Genomic DNA, 13,874 nt, shown 5'->3' with positions numbered 1-13,874 from the left:
AGCCGCATCGAACGAGGTCAGCTACTTCTTCTTCGGCCCGAAGCGCGGCACGCATTTCGTGGTGCGGACAATACCGGTTTCAGCCATCTTGGAGCCGGAGACCTCCTTCACCTGGCCGGCGGGGCAGGTGCCGTCATCGACCAGCACGCGCTGGCCGAGCCGGAGATCGGTGATGTCCTGCTCGCGCCCGACATATTGCGCCTGCGCGGGTGCGGCAACCAAAAGCAGGACACCGAGGACGCCGAGAGGGCGCGCTGCGACATTCGCGAACGAGGAGATTTGAGAACGCATCACTTTCCTTCGATCTTCAGTCCGTTTGGCCCGATATTGATCTGGACACCCTCCGGCTGCTTCTTGGCCTGATAGAAATTGTAGCCGAGCACGATGATCGCCGCGCTGAGAATGCCGAGGAGGAAATAAAGGATATTGCGGTGATCCGACATGTTAAATTCCAAAGTATGTTGCGGCCATTTTCGTATGCGCGAATGTACGGGCGGCCTTGCGATTCTGAAAGCAGCGGCGAATCCGGTGCAACTCTGCATGAGATTGTGATTTGCTGCAGTCATCGGCAATTGGAACCTCGACAGGCATGATCACCCAGGACATTACGCAGCGCATCGTCGACGCCGTCGATGCCGACTTCGACCGGCAGCTTGCGACCACGAGCGACTTCGTCGCCATCCCCTCGACCCGCGGCGCCGAAGGTCCGTGCCAGGACATGTTCAGCGATCTCCTGCGCGCGCGCGGTTACGAGGTCGACGACTGGCACATCGATCTCGACGATCTCAAGGAGATGCGCGGCTACGGCCCGATCGAGCACGACTTCTCGAGAGCACGCAGCGTGGTCGGAACCTACCGGCCGGCGACGTCGGCCGGGCGATCGCTGATCCTGCAGGGCCATTGCGACGTGGTGCCGGCCGGTCCGCTCGACATGTGGGAGACGCCGCCGTTCTCGCCGGTGATCCGCGACGGTCGGATGTATGGCCGCGGCGCCTGCGACATGAAGTCCGGTACCATCGGCGCGCTCTATGCGCTCGATGCCATCAAGGCTGCCGGCTTCAAGCCGACGGCGCGCATTCACATCCAATCCGTCATCGAGGAGGAGAGCACCGGCGTCGGCGCGCTGTCGACCCTGCAGCGCGGCTACCGCGCGGATGCCTGCTTCATCCCGGAGCCGACCAGCGGCAAGATGGTGCGTTCTCAGGTGGGCGTGATCTGGTTCCGCCTGAAGGTGCGCGGCTTCCCGGCGCATGTGTTCGAGGCCGGCGTCGGCGCCAATGCGATCCAGGCGAGCTATCATCTGATCCATGCGCTGGAGAAGCTCGAGGCGGACTGGAACGAGCGCGCCAAGAGCGATCGTCATTTCAGGACGCTCACGCATCCGATCAACTTCAATCCGGGCATCATCAAAGGCGGCGACTGGGCCTCGAGCGTGCCGGCCTGGTGCGACGTCGATTGCCGCATCGCCATCCTGCCGGGCTGGTCGGTCAAGGACTGCCAGAACGAGATCCTCGCCTGCGTCGCCGCGGCTTCGCGTGATCATCGTTTTCTCTCCAACAATCCGCCGGTCGTCGAGTGGTCGGGCTTCCTGTCCGAAGGCTACGAGTTGACCAATTCGGCCGAGCCGGAGGCGGCGTTCGGCAAGGCCTTCACCGCCGTCTACGGCGGCGAGGTCCAGGATCTCGTCTTCACGGCGCTCACGGATACCCGCTTCTACGGGCTCAACTACAACATCCCCAGCCTCTGCTTCGGCGCGACCGGCGCCGCCATGCACGGCTTCAACGAATATGTCGAGCTCGACTCGCTGCGCCAGGTGACCAAGACCATGGCGCTGTTCATCGCGGAGTGGTGCGGGATCGAGAAGGTCTGAGCGGCGGCACGATCGGACCGAAGCAATGACCTCTCAGGTCATTGCTTCGGGTTCGAAGCCGGGCGCATCCAGATGCGGCGCTGACCCGCGAAGACGGGTCGTCCGATCAACGGGGGAGGGAAGGCATGACGCCACTCGACAAGATCAATGCGATGAAGATGCCGTTCGCGGAATTGAAGGGTGTGACCTTCACCGAGGCCAGTGCCGATCGCGTCGTGGCGCAGATGCAGGTGCGGCCGGATCTCTGCACCCTGCATCACACCATTCATGGCGGCGCCGTCATGGCGCTGGCGGATTCGGTCGGCGCGGCCGCAACCGTGATCAACCTGCCGCAGGACGCCAAGGGCACCACGACGATCGAGAGCAAGACCAACTTCATCGGCGGCGCCAAGGAGGGGACGGTGGTGACGGCAACCGCCACGCCCGTGCATCGCGGCCGCCGCACCCAGGTGTGGCAAACCCGGATCGAGACCGACGACGGCAGGCTGGTCGCACTCGTGACCCAGACTCAGCTCGTGCTGTGATGATTCGTACACAAACGAATCGTTAACTCACGCGATCCTTGCATGGCCGCATGTTCTCTCCGTAGAGCGCGGGGCTTGCAATGAATGTTGCGATGCACAATATAGCTCTTGTCTAGGGAAAGACGTCTGTGTGCGAGGGCTCTCGAGAGGAGTCTCAGGCAGTGTCACAGGTAGATACTTTTCGTCCCCGGCCGGGCTTCGGCTATGTGCGGACCCTCAGCCAGCACGAAGAACTGCCGTTGCTGCGCGATCATCTGTTGCGGCTCGATGCGGAAAGCCGGCACGATCGATTCAACGGCTTCCTCGATGACAGTTTCATCGAACGCTATGCGGCCCGCTGTGCGGCCGATGGCACGATCGTCGTCGCCTACATGGAAAATGGCATGGTGCGCGGCGCCGCCGAGCTGCATCCGCCGGAGCAGTCCGAGGACGGGCTTCCGGAGATTGCGTTCAGCGTGGAGGCTTGCGTGCGTCGCCGCGGGGTCGGCAGCCTGCTGTTCCAGCGCGTGATCTCGGAGGCGCGGTGGAAGGGCTATCGCAAGCTCCGCGTCACGACGGGATCGCAGAACCATGCGATGCGGGCGCTGGCGGCCAAGTTCGGTGCGCATCTGGCGTTCCGTCACGGCGAATCGACCGGCACGATCGATCTGACCGAGCAGCCCCAGGATGAGCTGGCGAAGCTCGTGATCGATGCGCCGATCGCGGCAGCGCGGGCGTTCTTCACCCTCAATCGCGCCTGCTGGAAGCTCGTGACCCGGATGTACGGCGACAAGCGCGCCGCCTGAGCCGAGCCGTTGCTGCGACGATAAAGGCGCGACAGCGATCACCGCTGCCGCGCCTTTTCGTTTGATTGCATTGCCGATGCGCCCCGGAGGGCGGCGTTCAGGTGCCGGTGCGCTTGTCGAAATTGAAGCGGCGCACGGTGCGGCGCTCGACCACGACGGCACGCTGCTGCGTGCCCTGGTCGGCCGTGATGACGCGCGTGTTGGTGCGCGCGGCAACGCGGACTGCCTTCTTCACCTCGGGGAGCACCTGCTCGAGCGGCAGACCCATCAGCGCCGACGCGATCTCGGCCTGAGCCTGCACGTCGTCGGTGATGCCTGACGCAGCGAAGATCGCTTCTTCCAGTGTCGGGGGATCACGCCTGACGCGACGCGGACCGTACTTGGTGTTCCAATCTTCGCTCATGGGGGCCTCGTGAATCGTCCGGGATACCTAGAAGCAGAATTGTTGCATTGCAATATATATTCCGCGGGACAGCCCAGCTATGCGTTCACCATGTCGCGATTGGGCAACGCTGCCTGCGTCATGTGGATATCCTGGGGCCAGCGGCGCAAGGCCGCGAGCCCGGCTTTCGTGAGGACATAGACGCCGCGCTCGGCGCGGTCGAACCAACCATAGACGTTACGCTGCAAGATCTTCGGCGCATCCGGAATGTCCGCTCGGAGGTCGCGGACGCGTTTCGGCCCGCCCGACAGCGCCGAGGCGCAGGCCAGCGCCTGCTGCCGATAGGCCGTCATGATGGGAGCACGGGTCGAGCCGCCAGCGACGGGGTCGCCCTTGCGCCGCTGATGCTCGATCACGAGACGCGAACGTTTCTTGGGGTTCTTGCGCGGCGCCGTAGTGGGCGGCTGCACCAGCACTTCGATGTCTCCGGCTGAGGTCACGGCCAGCATGCCGAAGCCGAGCCGGCGGCACAGATTGCGGTAGCGGGAGTCGCTTTCGCGGCCCTTGCCGCGTGCCGACAGGTTCGCCGCAACCCACACCTCGTCACAGGCACCGGCCCGATCGACTGCCTGCAGCAGCAGTTCCAGGTTGAAGACCTGCTTCAGCTCGCAGACGACGACTACCGGCGGGTCGTCGCCCTTGAGCGCCACCACGTCGCAACCGCCGATTTCCCCTTTGACCGAGAAGCCGAGGTTTTCGAGGAAGCGTTTGACGGGAAGGTAGAGCGCGGTTTCCAAGGGGCCGTCCGATGTGTGCGACTCAGAGCGCGCGCGAGTCTAGCCCGCCGAGTCCGGTGATGTCAGCGCCAAGTCGGGGTGAACGGCTGGCTTCGCTACACCCGGCCGACAACCGGTAGCAGCGCGCCGGTCACGCCGCTCGCGGCGTCGCTGGCTAGAAACAGAATGACCTCCGCGAGTTCCTGCGGCGTCACCCATTTGTCGAAATCGGCCTTGGGCATGCTGGCGCGGTTGGCCGGCGTATCGATCGTCGACGGCAGGACGGCGTTGACGGTGATCTTGCCCTTCCATTCGGCCGCGAGTGCTTCCGTCAGGCGATGCACTCCCGACTTGGAGGCCGCATACGGGCCCATGCCGGCACTGGCCTGGAGCGCGCCCATGGCGCCGATGTTGACGATGCGGCCCGTGCTGGAGCGGACGAGATGCGGAATCGCCGCGCGCGATGCGTGCAGCGCGGTCATCAGGTTTCGCGCATGCATCGTCTCCCAGACGGAATCGTCGCCGTCGGCAGTCGTCTCGAACGCGAACGCGCCGGCGATGTTGATCAGCGCATCCAGAGTGCCGAAGTGGGCGGCGACGGAGTCGATCGCGACCTTTGCCTGCTCGGGGTCGGAGAGATCGACGCCTCCGAGCTCGATGCGGTCGTCACTCGCCGGGATTTCGGCCTGGGCATGATCGATCCCGGCCACATGCGCGCCCCGTGCGAGCGCGAGATCGGCCACGCTGCGTCCGAGCGCCCCTTGCGCACCCGTAATGACAATCACTGCTCCGTTCATTCCGTCCCTGGTCTCCGTTGACGCGCCCCACAGCGCCGCTCGTTATACTATGGCCCTGCCGATGAGTTGCAATGGCCGGGCGGCCGGGGCATGCAATTGCAATCAGAAAGCGTGGTTCGTCAGAGGTGACCATGACCGCGACAGGCTCTCTCGAATTTCCCGACGTTTCCACCGGTTTTCCTCGTCCGATCAGACGGTTCAGGGAGAGTCTGGATGCGCAGCGCAAGACCCGGATCGTGGCGCTTGGCTCATCTTCCACCGCCGGCACCAACGGAATTGTCGCTTTTCCGGCCCGGATCGAGCAGTCGCTGCGCAAGACCAATTTCGGCTGCCTGATCGACGTCCTCAATCGGGGTGTGGGCGGACAGGAATCCCCGGAGGAGCTCTCGCGTTTCGAATGCGACGTGATTGCGGAGCAGCCCTCGCTCGTCATCTGGCAGGTCGGCACCAACGCCGCCTACAGGCCCGAGGTCTACAGTCCCGATGACGTCGAGGCGGCGCTGCGCGTCGGCCTTCGATGGCTGGCGGGGCTGGCCATCGATGCCATCGTGATGGACCTGCAATATACGGCTGCCATCGTGACGGTGCCCAGCAGGCTGGCGCGTGCCGAGGACATTCAGCGGCGCATCGAGAAGGTCACGTCTGCGGCCGACGTCAATGTCTTCAGGCGCTGGAATCTGATGAAGAGCTGGCATGAGGCCGGCCAGATTCCGTTGTCGGCGCTCGACGACGGGCACGGCGACCGCTTGCATGTGAGCGAAGCCGCCACCGCGAAGATCAGCGACGTTTTGGCCAGCGCCATCATGGCGGCGCCGGTCGCGCTGGCCTGATCGATAAAATTAGCCGGACTTTCGTAAGTGGATTACCAGCGCGGCCCGCTAGCCTGTCGCTATGCCGCTTGAGGGGCGTTGGAGCTTTGACATGATGAGACATCTGCCGGACCATGGTTTGCCGCTGGTGCAACTGAAGGAGCAGCGGCGGGATCTGGTGGTCGCCTTGCAGAACCGTGCAGGTCCGGTGACCGGCTGGGAATTGATGCAGATCGCGGCGGTTCAACAGGCGATTTCCGCATTCGAGGAGGTGATTGCCGATCTCGACGCGATGGAAGCCGCCGAGACAGCCGATATCGAAGCGGCCTGATCGCTCAAGCGTATTCGGGCCGCCCAGGCTCACAGCGTGAGATAGCGCTCCTGTATTGTCTTCCGTGCCGCGCCGTCGATGCCGAGACCGTCGCGCAGGTAGGTGTCGACGTCGCCGAAATCATCACGCATGGCGTCGAACGCAGCTGCCAGGAACGAGGCCTGGACTGTCCCGATCGTCTGGACGACATCAGCGGGAAGATCCGGGTGAGCTGCAGTCTCGCGACGATAGAGCTGGTTCGTGAGCAGGTAATCTTCCAAGATGGCGTCATCCGGAACCTCGAGCGCGTGCAAGACCAGCGCGCAGGCCACACCGGTGCGATCCTTGCCGGCCGTGCAATGGATCACCAACGGGGCGTCCTCATTGAGAACATGCTGGAATAGCGCGCGGAAGCGCGGCGTGTAGCTGCGGACGTAGTTGCGGTAGGACTCGCGCATCAGCTCCAAGGCATGGTCGGTTGTGAGCTGTCCTCGTGTCGCCAGAGCCCGCAGCGCCGGCACCACGCTCGGCTCGATCGGCACGGAATGCACGGTGATCTCGGCGATGGTGCAGAGACCGGCAGCGCGCTCGTTGCGACCGCGGAAATCGAACGCCGTCCGAACGCCAAGCTCCCGCAGGACCGCGACGTCGGGCTCGGTCAGCTGTCCGAGATGGTTCGACCGAAACAGCTGCCGCCATCGCACGTGCCGGCCGTCCCTGCTGGGATATCCGCCGAGATCTCTGAAATTGCTGGCACCGTGAAGGCCGAGATGGCGGAGCGGATGGGCAGACATCAACCCATTCTAGGGGATGCGGGCTTCGATGTGAAACGCCGTTTCATCGACGCGACGCGTATGCGTAGCCTTCGACAGGATAGGGAAGACCATGAAACGGGTCACGACGGCGGCCTGTTTGACCCTGGCACGTCGAGCCCGCCGGCGGCCGTCAGCAGCGGCGAGAGACATGCAGACAGCGGCGCAAGAAAAAAGGGCCGGAACCTTGTCGGTCCGACCCTTCAGCAAAGGCGTGCTGGCGTCACGGTACAGTCTGACATCAGCGGTCCCACACCGGCTTGGCTTCCTGGATCGCCTCGTCATGATACCAGCTCGCGCTGTAGATCGTCGGCTGGATCGACGGCGCGATCGGCCGCTCAGGCGACGATCCGGACTGGCGAGGTGCAAGACCCGCTCGCCCTCCGCGCGGAAATTGGTAGATCGTTGCGGATCCCTCGTCCACATTGGTGCCCATTCCTCATTCTCCTTCCGTCGGCCACACATCAGGTTGCGCCCGACTCGTTCCGTTGTGGTTACCAGCGTCGATATCAGTGCTGCCCGGAGGGAATGCAACATGATCAAAACGAAATCACATGTTGCGCGTTTTGCAGGCATTTATGCATGTGCTCCCCCAGCAGCAATGTTCATCTGACCAACACTTGGGCTGGACCAAAGGTTGCGGACAGAGCTCCAACTCTTTTCGAAAATGTCCCGGAACTGCTGACGGCTTGTTCGGCCTCTCTTGCGCGTCGCCGCAAATGCCAAGGAATCAAGCGGGTTTTCGACAAGCTCTCCGCTCCGCCATGCGCTCCGTGCAATCCCGGTCGCGCTGCTTTGCCGCACCCCTGACGTGCAAAACCGGCCGGCAGCTCGGCCCCGATCGGTCTTCGTCCATGCGACGGGACGTCGCGGGACTTGGCACATTCCATGCTTAAGAGTGCGCTGGCCGATCGTGGCCGGGTAAGCGGGGAGCCTTCGATTGCTGGGCTCCCACCTTTCGATAAGACAGAGAGGCTCAATGACGAAATACAAGCTCGAGTACATCTGGCTCGACGGCTACAAGCCGGTGCCGAATTTGCGCGGCAAGACACAGATCAAGGAATTTTCCTCTTTTCCGACCCTGGAACAGCTGCCTCTTTGGGGCTTCGACGGCTCGTCGACGATGCAGGCCGAAGGCCATAGCTCCGACTGCGTGTTGAAGCCGGTCGCCGTGTATCCCGACGCCGCCCGCACCAACGGTGTGCTGGTGATGTGCGAAGTGATGATGCCGGACGGCAAGACCCCGCATCCGTCGAACGCCCGCGCCACCATCCTGGACGATCCAGACGCGTGGTTCGGCTTCGAGCAGGAGTACTTCTTCTACAAGGACGGCCGTCCGCTCGGCTTCCCGGAATACGGCTATCCGGCGCCGCAGGGCCCGTACTACACGGGCGTCGGCTTCAAGAACGTCGGCGACGTCGCCCGCAAGATCGTCGAAGAGCATCTCGACCTCTGCCTCGCGGCCGGCATCAACCACGAAGGCATCAACGCCGAGGTGGCGAAGGGCCAGTGGGAATTCCAGGTGTTCGGCAAGGGCTCGCGCACGGCTGCTGACCAGATGTGGATGGCCCGCTACCTGATGCTGCGCCTGACCGAAAAGTATGGCATCGACATCGAGTTCCACTGCAAGCCGCTCGGCGACACCGACTGGAACGGCTCGGGCATGCACTGCAACTTCTCGACCAAGTACATGCGCGAAGTCGGCGGCAAGGAGTATTTCGAGAAGCTGATGGACGCCTTCAAGGAAGCTCGCGCCGACCACATCGCTGTGTACGGTCCGGACAACCACATGCGCCTGACCGGCAAGCACGAGACCGCTTCGATCGACACCTTCAGCTGGGGTGTGGCCGACCGTGGCGCCTCGATTCGGGTGCCGCATTCCTTCGTGAACAATGCCTACAAGGGCTATCTGGAGGACCGCCGTCCGAACTCCCAGGGCGACCCCTACCAGATCGCGTCTCAGGTCCTGAAGACGATCGCGATGGTTCCGACCGGCGCGAAAGCCGCAGCCTAAGACGCCGACCACAATACCCCGGGGCCGGGGGCTGATATGATGATCCGCCGGAGCAGCCGCTTCGGCGGATCATTCGTTTGGCGGGCTCGAACGATCGGAGGCGGCCTTGGCCTTGATCAATCGCAAGTCCGGTTTCGATCGCAGCGGTATGTCTTTCCGTAGCGGTTTGTTTGGAAGCGGGGCATGGAATGAGCTATCGCAAGTGGGTTTCAGGCGTTCTGATCGCCTGTTCGGCCATCTCCCTGGCTGCAGGGCAGTCGCAGTCCAGTGCAGAACAATATCTGCCGCGGCTCGGCGACATCATGAATCTGATTCAGGTCAGACACGCGAAGCTCTGGTTCGCGGGACAGTCCAAGAATTGGGATCTCGCGTCCTATGAGCTCGCCCAGTTGAGGCAGAGCCTGACTGACGCCGCGGTCTTCTATTCGGGCCTGCCGGTGAACAATGTCACCACGCTCGGCCAGCCGATCCAGTCGATCTCGGACGCCATCGCTGCCAAGGATGGCAAGCGTTTCGCTTCCGCCGTGACCGAGCTGACGTCGGGATGCAACGCCTGCCACGCGACCATGGATCGGGGCTACGTCGCGATCCGCATCCCGACCGACAAACCGTTCGGCAACCAGGATTTTCGGCCTCAGGGCCGCTGACCGGGACGGGGCGGACAGAGCGGCGGAGGGCGCCCAAATTGCGCCTTCCACCGGCGGCGCGCATCGACTAAGAGCGGCGGCAACCTGTCCATGTCCTGAGACCTCATGATCCGCCTCGATAACGTCAGCAAGCAAGTCGGCCACCAGATTCTCTTCATCGAAGCCTCCGCCGCCCTCCAGCGCGGCGAAAAGATCGGCTTGGTCGGCCCCAACGGGGCCGGCAAGACGACGCTGTTCCGGATGATCTCAGGCCGCGAGCAGCCCGACGAGGGGCAGGTCTCGATCGATCGCGGCGTCTCGATCGGTTATTTCAACCAGGATGTCGGTGAGATGTCCGGCCGCAGCGCGGTGGCGGAGGTGATGGACGGCGCCGGGCCGGTGTCGTCGGTCGCCGCCGAGCTCAAGGAGCTCGAGGCCGCCATGGCCGATCCGGACCGCGCCGACGAGATGGACGAGATCATCGCGCGCTATGGCGAGGTGCTGGCGCAGTTCGAGGAGCTCGACGGCTACGCGCTCGACAGCCGCGCCCGCGAGGCGCTGGCCGGCCTCGGCTTCTCCGAGGAGATGATGGACAAGGACGTCGGCCTGTTGTCCGGCGGCTGGAAGATGCGCGTCGCGCTGGCGCGCATCCTCCTGATGCGCCCCGACGTGATGCTGCTCGACGAGCCGTCCAACCATCTCGATCTCGAGAGCCTGATCTGGCTGGAGCATTTCCTCAAGGGCTACGAGGGCGCGCTGCTGATGACCTCGCACGACCGCGAATTCATCAACCGCATCATCAACAAGGTGATCGAGATCGACGCCGGCCAGCTCACGACCTATTCCGGCGACTACGATTTCTACGAGCAGCAGCGGGCGTTGAACGAGAAGCAGCAGCAGGCGCAATATGAGCGCCAGCAGGCGATGCTCGCCAAGGAGATCAAGTTCATCGAGCGTTTCAAGGCGCGGGCCTCGCACGCGGCGCAGGTGCAGAGCCGGGTCAAGAAGCTCGACAAGATCGAGCGGGTCGAGCCGCCGAAGCGGCGCCAGACCGTGGCGTTCGACTTTCTGCCCGCGCCGCGCTCGGGCGAGGATGTGGTAGCCCTGAAGAACGTGTCCAAGAGCTACGGCAGCCGCCGCATCTACGACGGGCTGGACTTCATGATCCGGCGCCGCGAGCGCTGGTGCGTGATGGGCGTCAATGGCGCTGGCAAGTCGACCCTGTTGAAGCTCGTCGCCGGTAGCGCGGAGCCCGATGACGGTTCGGTGACGATCGGCGGCAGCGTCAAGATGGGCTACTTCGCGCAGCATGCGATGGACCTGCTGGACGGCGACGAGACCGTGTTCGAGTCGCTCGAGCATTCGTTTCCGCAAGCCGGTCAAGGCTCGTTGCGGGCCCTGGCGGGCTGCTTCGGATTCTCCGGCGACGACGTCGAAAAGAGATGTCGGGTGCTGTCGGGGGGCGAGAAGGCACGGCTCGTGATGGCCAAGATGCTCTACGATCCGCCCAACTTCCTGGTGCTGGACGAGCCGACCAACCATCTGGACATGGCGACCAAGGAGATGCTGATCGCGGCCCTGTCGAACTTCGAGGGCACCATGCTGTTCGTCTCGCACGATCGTCATTTCCTCGCCGCGCTCTCCAACCGCGTGCTCGAGCTGACCCCTGACGGCCTCCATCAGTATGGCGGCGGCTATACCGAGTATGTCGCCCGCAGCGGCCACGAAGCGCCGGGCCTGCGCAGCTGACGACGCGGCCATACTCGTCGTTCGTGCTCTGCTTGCCCTTTGTTCGCATCATCCCCGGCTAGCTCATCTGGACGTGGGTGAAGACGAACAGGAACAGCGCGCCGATCGCGATCAGGAAGATGCCGGCCCAGAGCGGCGCCGCCACGCCGCTCTTGTTTGTGGGATCGAGCACGGCCGTCTCGGGTTGTAGCGGATCGTAGTAGACGGTGACGTCGGTGTTGACCGGATATTTGGCGGCGACGGCTTCAGCGCTCGACCTGTCGGAATGCAGCGCGGTCCAGCCCCAATTCCAATGCGTGCTGTGGAAAGAGCGACCATCCACCGTGTAGCTGTATTCGATCGTGACCCGGAAACGCTCCTCTTCCGTTTCTCGTCCGCGATCGTCCTCACGTCGTGTGATCTCCATCGTCACGCCGGAGCGCGTGATGCGTCCCGGCGTAGTCGGCCAGGAGCGGCTCGCCAGGCGCTCCTGTCGCAGCTTCCAGTAGGAGGCGAGTGCGACGGCTCCGAAGCCGAACAGAGCGAACGGCATCAGGAAGGCGAACAGCGGCACGCCAGCCTCGGTCGTGAGCACCTTGCCGGCGAGCGAATGCGCCACCAACACGGCGGTCACGGCCGACAGCACGACGAACAGCGCCACAAGCGCCGCCGTGCCGCTGGCATTGGTAGGCTCGAGCACCGATTGCGAGGGGCGTTTCGGATCGTAAAAAACGCGGACCTTCGCGCCTTGCGGATATTTGCCGGTGAGTTCGTCGGCTTGCAGGCGCGTGACGCGGCTCGGGCTGCCGAAACGGATGCGGCGACCTTCGTAGCTCTTGCCCGACACCTCGTAGCGGTAGCGAATGTCAGGCTTGGCATCGGTGTCATCTGCCGACCGATGCGTCGCCGCGACAGACACCGCCGAGGCCACGATCTCGCCCTCGACGACCGGCCAGGCGCGGCCGCCGCTGGTCCTCTTGCGCTGAAGCCAGAGTCCGTAGCCGGAATTGAGGGCGAGAAAGCCGAAGATGCCGGCGGCGACACGGGTCCAGAGCAGGGCGGATGCGGTGAGCATGTTGATCTCGCATGGGCCCGCCAGGGCGGGCGACATGCAGTGGTGTCCTGCGGGTTCCCCTCGGTTCAACAGTGTGCCGGTCCTCCTCAGCTCTCCACCACTCGCCCATCGAGTTCTTCGACGGTCCGCAGGGCCCGCTGAGCGATTACGTCCACGTTGAAGCCAACCCGGCCTACGCCCTGCATGCGGGCATCCAGAACGTGATCGGGCAGAAGGTCCGCGAGATGGTGCCGGCCGAGGGCTGGGTCGAGCTCTATGGCGGCGTGCTGCGCCCTGCTGACCAAGCCGTTCGACATCGAGGCGCCCGCCGCCCGCGTCGTAGCTTGCCGATACGCTTCGCGCTGATGGAGCCCGCCGGCATGGCTTTGCCCCGCCAAGCATCATGGCGGGGCGCCAGTGTCGTCAGCCGCCAGCGCGTCAGCCGCCGGCCTCGCACTTCTTCATGAAGCTGGTCTTGGCCGCGCCGGCGAGCTTCTTGCCGTCGGAGCCGACCGCCTTGGTCTCACACGTCTCGGCCATGCACTTCTTCATGAACGAGGTCTTGGCGGCGCCGGCGAGCGCCTTGCCGTCCTTGCCGACGGCCTTGGTCTCGCAGCTGTCTTGGGCGAAGGCAGATCCGGCGGCGAAGGTCGCGAGCGCGGCAATCAGGAAAAACTTCTTCATGAGTGTGTCTCCTTGGGACAAACAACGCGGCGGATGGGACCCGCAAATCTTGGCGCGATCAAGTTTCCTGTTCGGGCTTGTCACCCGAAATCCGGCCGCAGGGCAGAGTTGGTTCATTACCGTGTCAGCCCTATGAGGCCGAGATGCGCATCTGCGGTAACCGTGTGCTCATGCGGTGCTGTGCTGCAGAAACGCGAGCGTCGCCGGGTCGCGCGCACCGTCGCAATAGCGATCGAGCGCCTGCGCGAAGATCCCGTTCGGGCTGATCGAATCGAACAGCGTCATGCATGAGCGGAATTTGGCATCGTCCGGAACACCCAGAATGTCGCGCAGCGACTTGCCCTGCACTGCGAGCACCAGTCGGGTGCATTCGACGAGTCGCGGGCCGAGCAGGGGATGCGCCAGATAGGCCTCGGCCTCGGCGCGGGAGCGGATCGCGTAGCGCTGCGCCATGGCGGAGCTGCCGAGCCCCTCGACCTGGGGAAAGATGAACCACATCCAGTGGCTTTGCTTGGCGCCGGCCGCAAGTTCGGCGGTCACGCGCGAATAAATCGAATCCTGTGCGTCGGCAAATCGGCCGAGATCATCCCATTCGGCGTTCATACATTCCTCCAACCGGCTGATTCATCGATATAATCGGCTTTCTGGGACGGTCGCGGCGCAGCCCGTGCCAGGCTTGGGCGTCGGTTCACGCCGGATCACT

18 protein-coding genes are annotated in these 13,874 nt (G+C 63.9%); 8 read left to right on the top strand and 10 right to left on the bottom strand.

Features of this window, described 5'->3' with window-relative positions; all coding sequences use genetic code 11:
- Nucleotides 1-21: 21 nt before the first annotated feature.
- Both ACQR0U_RS08035 and ACQR0U_RS08030 read right to left on the bottom strand, forming a co-directional pair.
- On the bottom strand, nt 22-291 hold the full coding sequence (locus ACQR0U_RS08035) for a DUF6719 family protein (RefSeq protein WP_315712330.1): 270 nt from the start codon (nt 289-291) through the stop codon (nt 22-24).
- A complete protein-coding gene (locus ACQR0U_RS08030) occupies nt 291-443 on the bottom strand; it encodes a hypothetical protein (protein ID WP_315712328.1) in 153 nt (50 codons plus the stop codon). The genes ACQR0U_RS08035 and ACQR0U_RS08030 overlap by 1 nt, the downstream gene beginning before the upstream one ends.
- A 146-nt stretch (nt 444-589) precedes the next feature.
- Between ACQR0U_RS08030 and ACQR0U_RS08025 the strand changes: the two genes are divergently transcribed.
- From ACQR0U_RS08025 to ACQR0U_RS08015, 3 genes are all read left to right on the top strand, one after another.
- A complete protein-coding gene (locus ACQR0U_RS08025; protein WP_315712327.1) occupies nt 590-1,870 on the top strand; it encodes an ArgE/DapE family deacylase in 1,281 nt (426 codons plus the stop codon).
- Between the two features lie 125 nt (nt 1,871-1,995).
- Nucleotides 1,996-2,394, top strand: a complete 399-nt coding sequence (locus ACQR0U_RS08020; protein ID WP_315712326.1) for a PaaI family thioesterase — start codon at nt 1,996-1,998, stop codon at nt 2,392-2,394.
- Between the two features lie 128 nt (nt 2,395-2,522).
- Nucleotides 2,523-3,179 (top strand): GNAT family N-acetyltransferase, encoded by a 657-nt coding sequence (locus ACQR0U_RS08015; RefSeq protein WP_409977870.1) that lies wholly within the window; start codon nt 2,523-2,525, stop codon nt 3,177-3,179.
- 97 nt (nt 3,180-3,276) lie between these two features.
- Here ACQR0U_RS08015 and ACQR0U_RS08010 read toward each other — a convergent pair whose 3' ends face one another.
- The 3 genes from ACQR0U_RS08010 to ACQR0U_RS08000 all read right to left on the bottom strand — a co-directional run bounded on the left by ACQR0U_RS08010 (nt 3,277) and on the right by ACQR0U_RS08000 (nt 5,134).
- Nucleotides 3,277-3,582: a hypothetical protein gene (locus ACQR0U_RS08010; RefSeq protein ID WP_172109527.1), complete on the bottom strand. Its 306-nt coding sequence runs from the start codon at nt 3,580-3,582 to the stop codon at nt 3,277-3,279.
- A 77-nt stretch (nt 3,583-3,659) separates the two neighbouring features.
- Nucleotides 3,660-4,358: a DUF2161 domain-containing phosphodiesterase gene (locus ACQR0U_RS08005; protein ID WP_315712324.1), complete on the bottom strand. Its 699-nt coding sequence runs from the start codon at nt 4,356-4,358 to the stop codon at nt 3,660-3,662.
- 95 nt (nt 4,359-4,453) lie between these two features.
- Nucleotides 4,454-5,134 (bottom strand): SDR family oxidoreductase, encoded by a 681-nt coding sequence (locus tag ACQR0U_RS08000; protein ID WP_315749997.1) that lies wholly within the window; start codon nt 5,132-5,134, stop codon nt 4,454-4,456.
- A 71-nt stretch (nt 5,135-5,205) separates the two neighbouring features.
- Between ACQR0U_RS08000 and ACQR0U_RS07995 the strand changes: the two genes are divergently transcribed.
- Together ACQR0U_RS07995 and ACQR0U_RS07990 are read left to right on the top strand one after the other, a co-directional pair.
- Entirely contained in the window at nt 5,206-5,964 is a 759-nt protein-coding gene (locus tag ACQR0U_RS07995) for an SGNH/GDSL hydrolase family protein (RefSeq protein WP_316173790.1), read from the top strand.
- A gap of 91 nt (nt 5,965-6,055) precedes the next feature.
- Nucleotides 6,056-6,274, top strand: coding sequence for a hypothetical protein (locus tag ACQR0U_RS07990; protein WP_012044361.1), 219 nt, complete (start codon nt 6,056-6,058; stop codon nt 6,272-6,274).
- 29 nt (nt 6,275-6,303) lie between these two features.
- Here the strand turns inward: ACQR0U_RS07990 and ACQR0U_RS07985 are convergent, their stop codons facing one another.
- Nucleotides 6,304-7,047, bottom strand: coding sequence for a tyrosine-protein phosphatase (locus ACQR0U_RS07985; protein ID WP_316173788.1), 744 nt, complete (start codon nt 7,045-7,047; stop codon nt 6,304-6,306).
- A gap of 259 nt (nt 7,048-7,306) precedes the next feature.
- Nucleotides 7,307-7,501, bottom strand: coding sequence for a DUF2735 domain-containing protein (locus ACQR0U_RS07980; RefSeq protein WP_315826819.1), 195 nt, complete (start codon nt 7,499-7,501; stop codon nt 7,307-7,309).
- 543 nt (nt 7,502-8,044) lie between these two features.
- Between ACQR0U_RS07980 and ACQR0U_RS07975 the strand changes: the two genes are divergently transcribed.
- The 3 genes from ACQR0U_RS07975 to ACQR0U_RS07965 all read left to right on the top strand — a co-directional run bounded on the left by ACQR0U_RS07975 (nt 8,045) and on the right by ACQR0U_RS07965 (nt 11,454).
- Nucleotides 8,045-9,079: a glutamine synthetase beta-grasp domain-containing protein gene (locus ACQR0U_RS07975; protein WP_315712320.1), complete on the top strand. Its 1,035-nt coding sequence runs from the start codon at nt 8,045-8,047 to the stop codon at nt 9,077-9,079.
- Nucleotides 9,080-9,267: 188 nt separating this feature from the next.
- The gene (locus ACQR0U_RS07970) at nt 9,268-9,726 is read left to right on the top strand and encodes a hypothetical protein (RefSeq protein ID WP_434842973.1); all 459 of its coding nucleotides are present in this window, start codon (nt 9,268-9,270) and stop codon (nt 9,724-9,726) included.
- A gap of 105 nt (nt 9,727-9,831) precedes the next feature.
- Entirely contained in the window at nt 9,832-11,454 is a 1,623-nt protein-coding gene (locus ACQR0U_RS07965) for an ABC-F family ATP-binding cassette domain-containing protein (RefSeq protein WP_315712317.1), read from the top strand.
- A gap of 58 nt (nt 11,455-11,512) precedes the next feature.
- Here ACQR0U_RS07965 and ACQR0U_RS07960 read toward each other — a convergent pair whose 3' ends face one another.
- The 3 genes from ACQR0U_RS07960 to ACQR0U_RS07950 form a co-directional block, all read right to left on the bottom strand.
- Nucleotides 11,513-12,508, bottom strand: a complete 996-nt coding sequence (locus tag ACQR0U_RS07960; RefSeq protein WP_434842974.1) for a DUF3592 domain-containing protein — start codon at nt 12,506-12,508, stop codon at nt 11,513-11,515.
- A gap of 417 nt (nt 12,509-12,925) precedes the next feature.
- Entirely contained in the window at nt 12,926-13,171 is a 246-nt protein-coding gene (locus tag ACQR0U_RS07955) for a hypothetical protein (protein WP_315712314.1), read from the bottom strand.
- Between the two features lie 168 nt (nt 13,172-13,339).
- Nucleotides 13,340-13,774: a DUF1810 domain-containing protein gene (locus tag ACQR0U_RS07950; protein ID WP_315712313.1), complete on the bottom strand. Its 435-nt coding sequence runs from the start codon at nt 13,772-13,774 to the stop codon at nt 13,340-13,342.
- Nucleotides 13,775-13,874 lie beyond the last annotated feature (100 nt).

The organism is Bradyrhizobium sp. HKCCYLRH3097, assembly GCF_051167875.1.
Classification (GTDB): Bacteria; Pseudomonadota; Alphaproteobacteria; order Rhizobiales; family Xanthobacteraceae; genus Bradyrhizobium.
The sequence above is the reverse complement of the archived record's forward strand: the minus strand, read 5'-3'. Positions and strand labels throughout refer to the sequence as shown.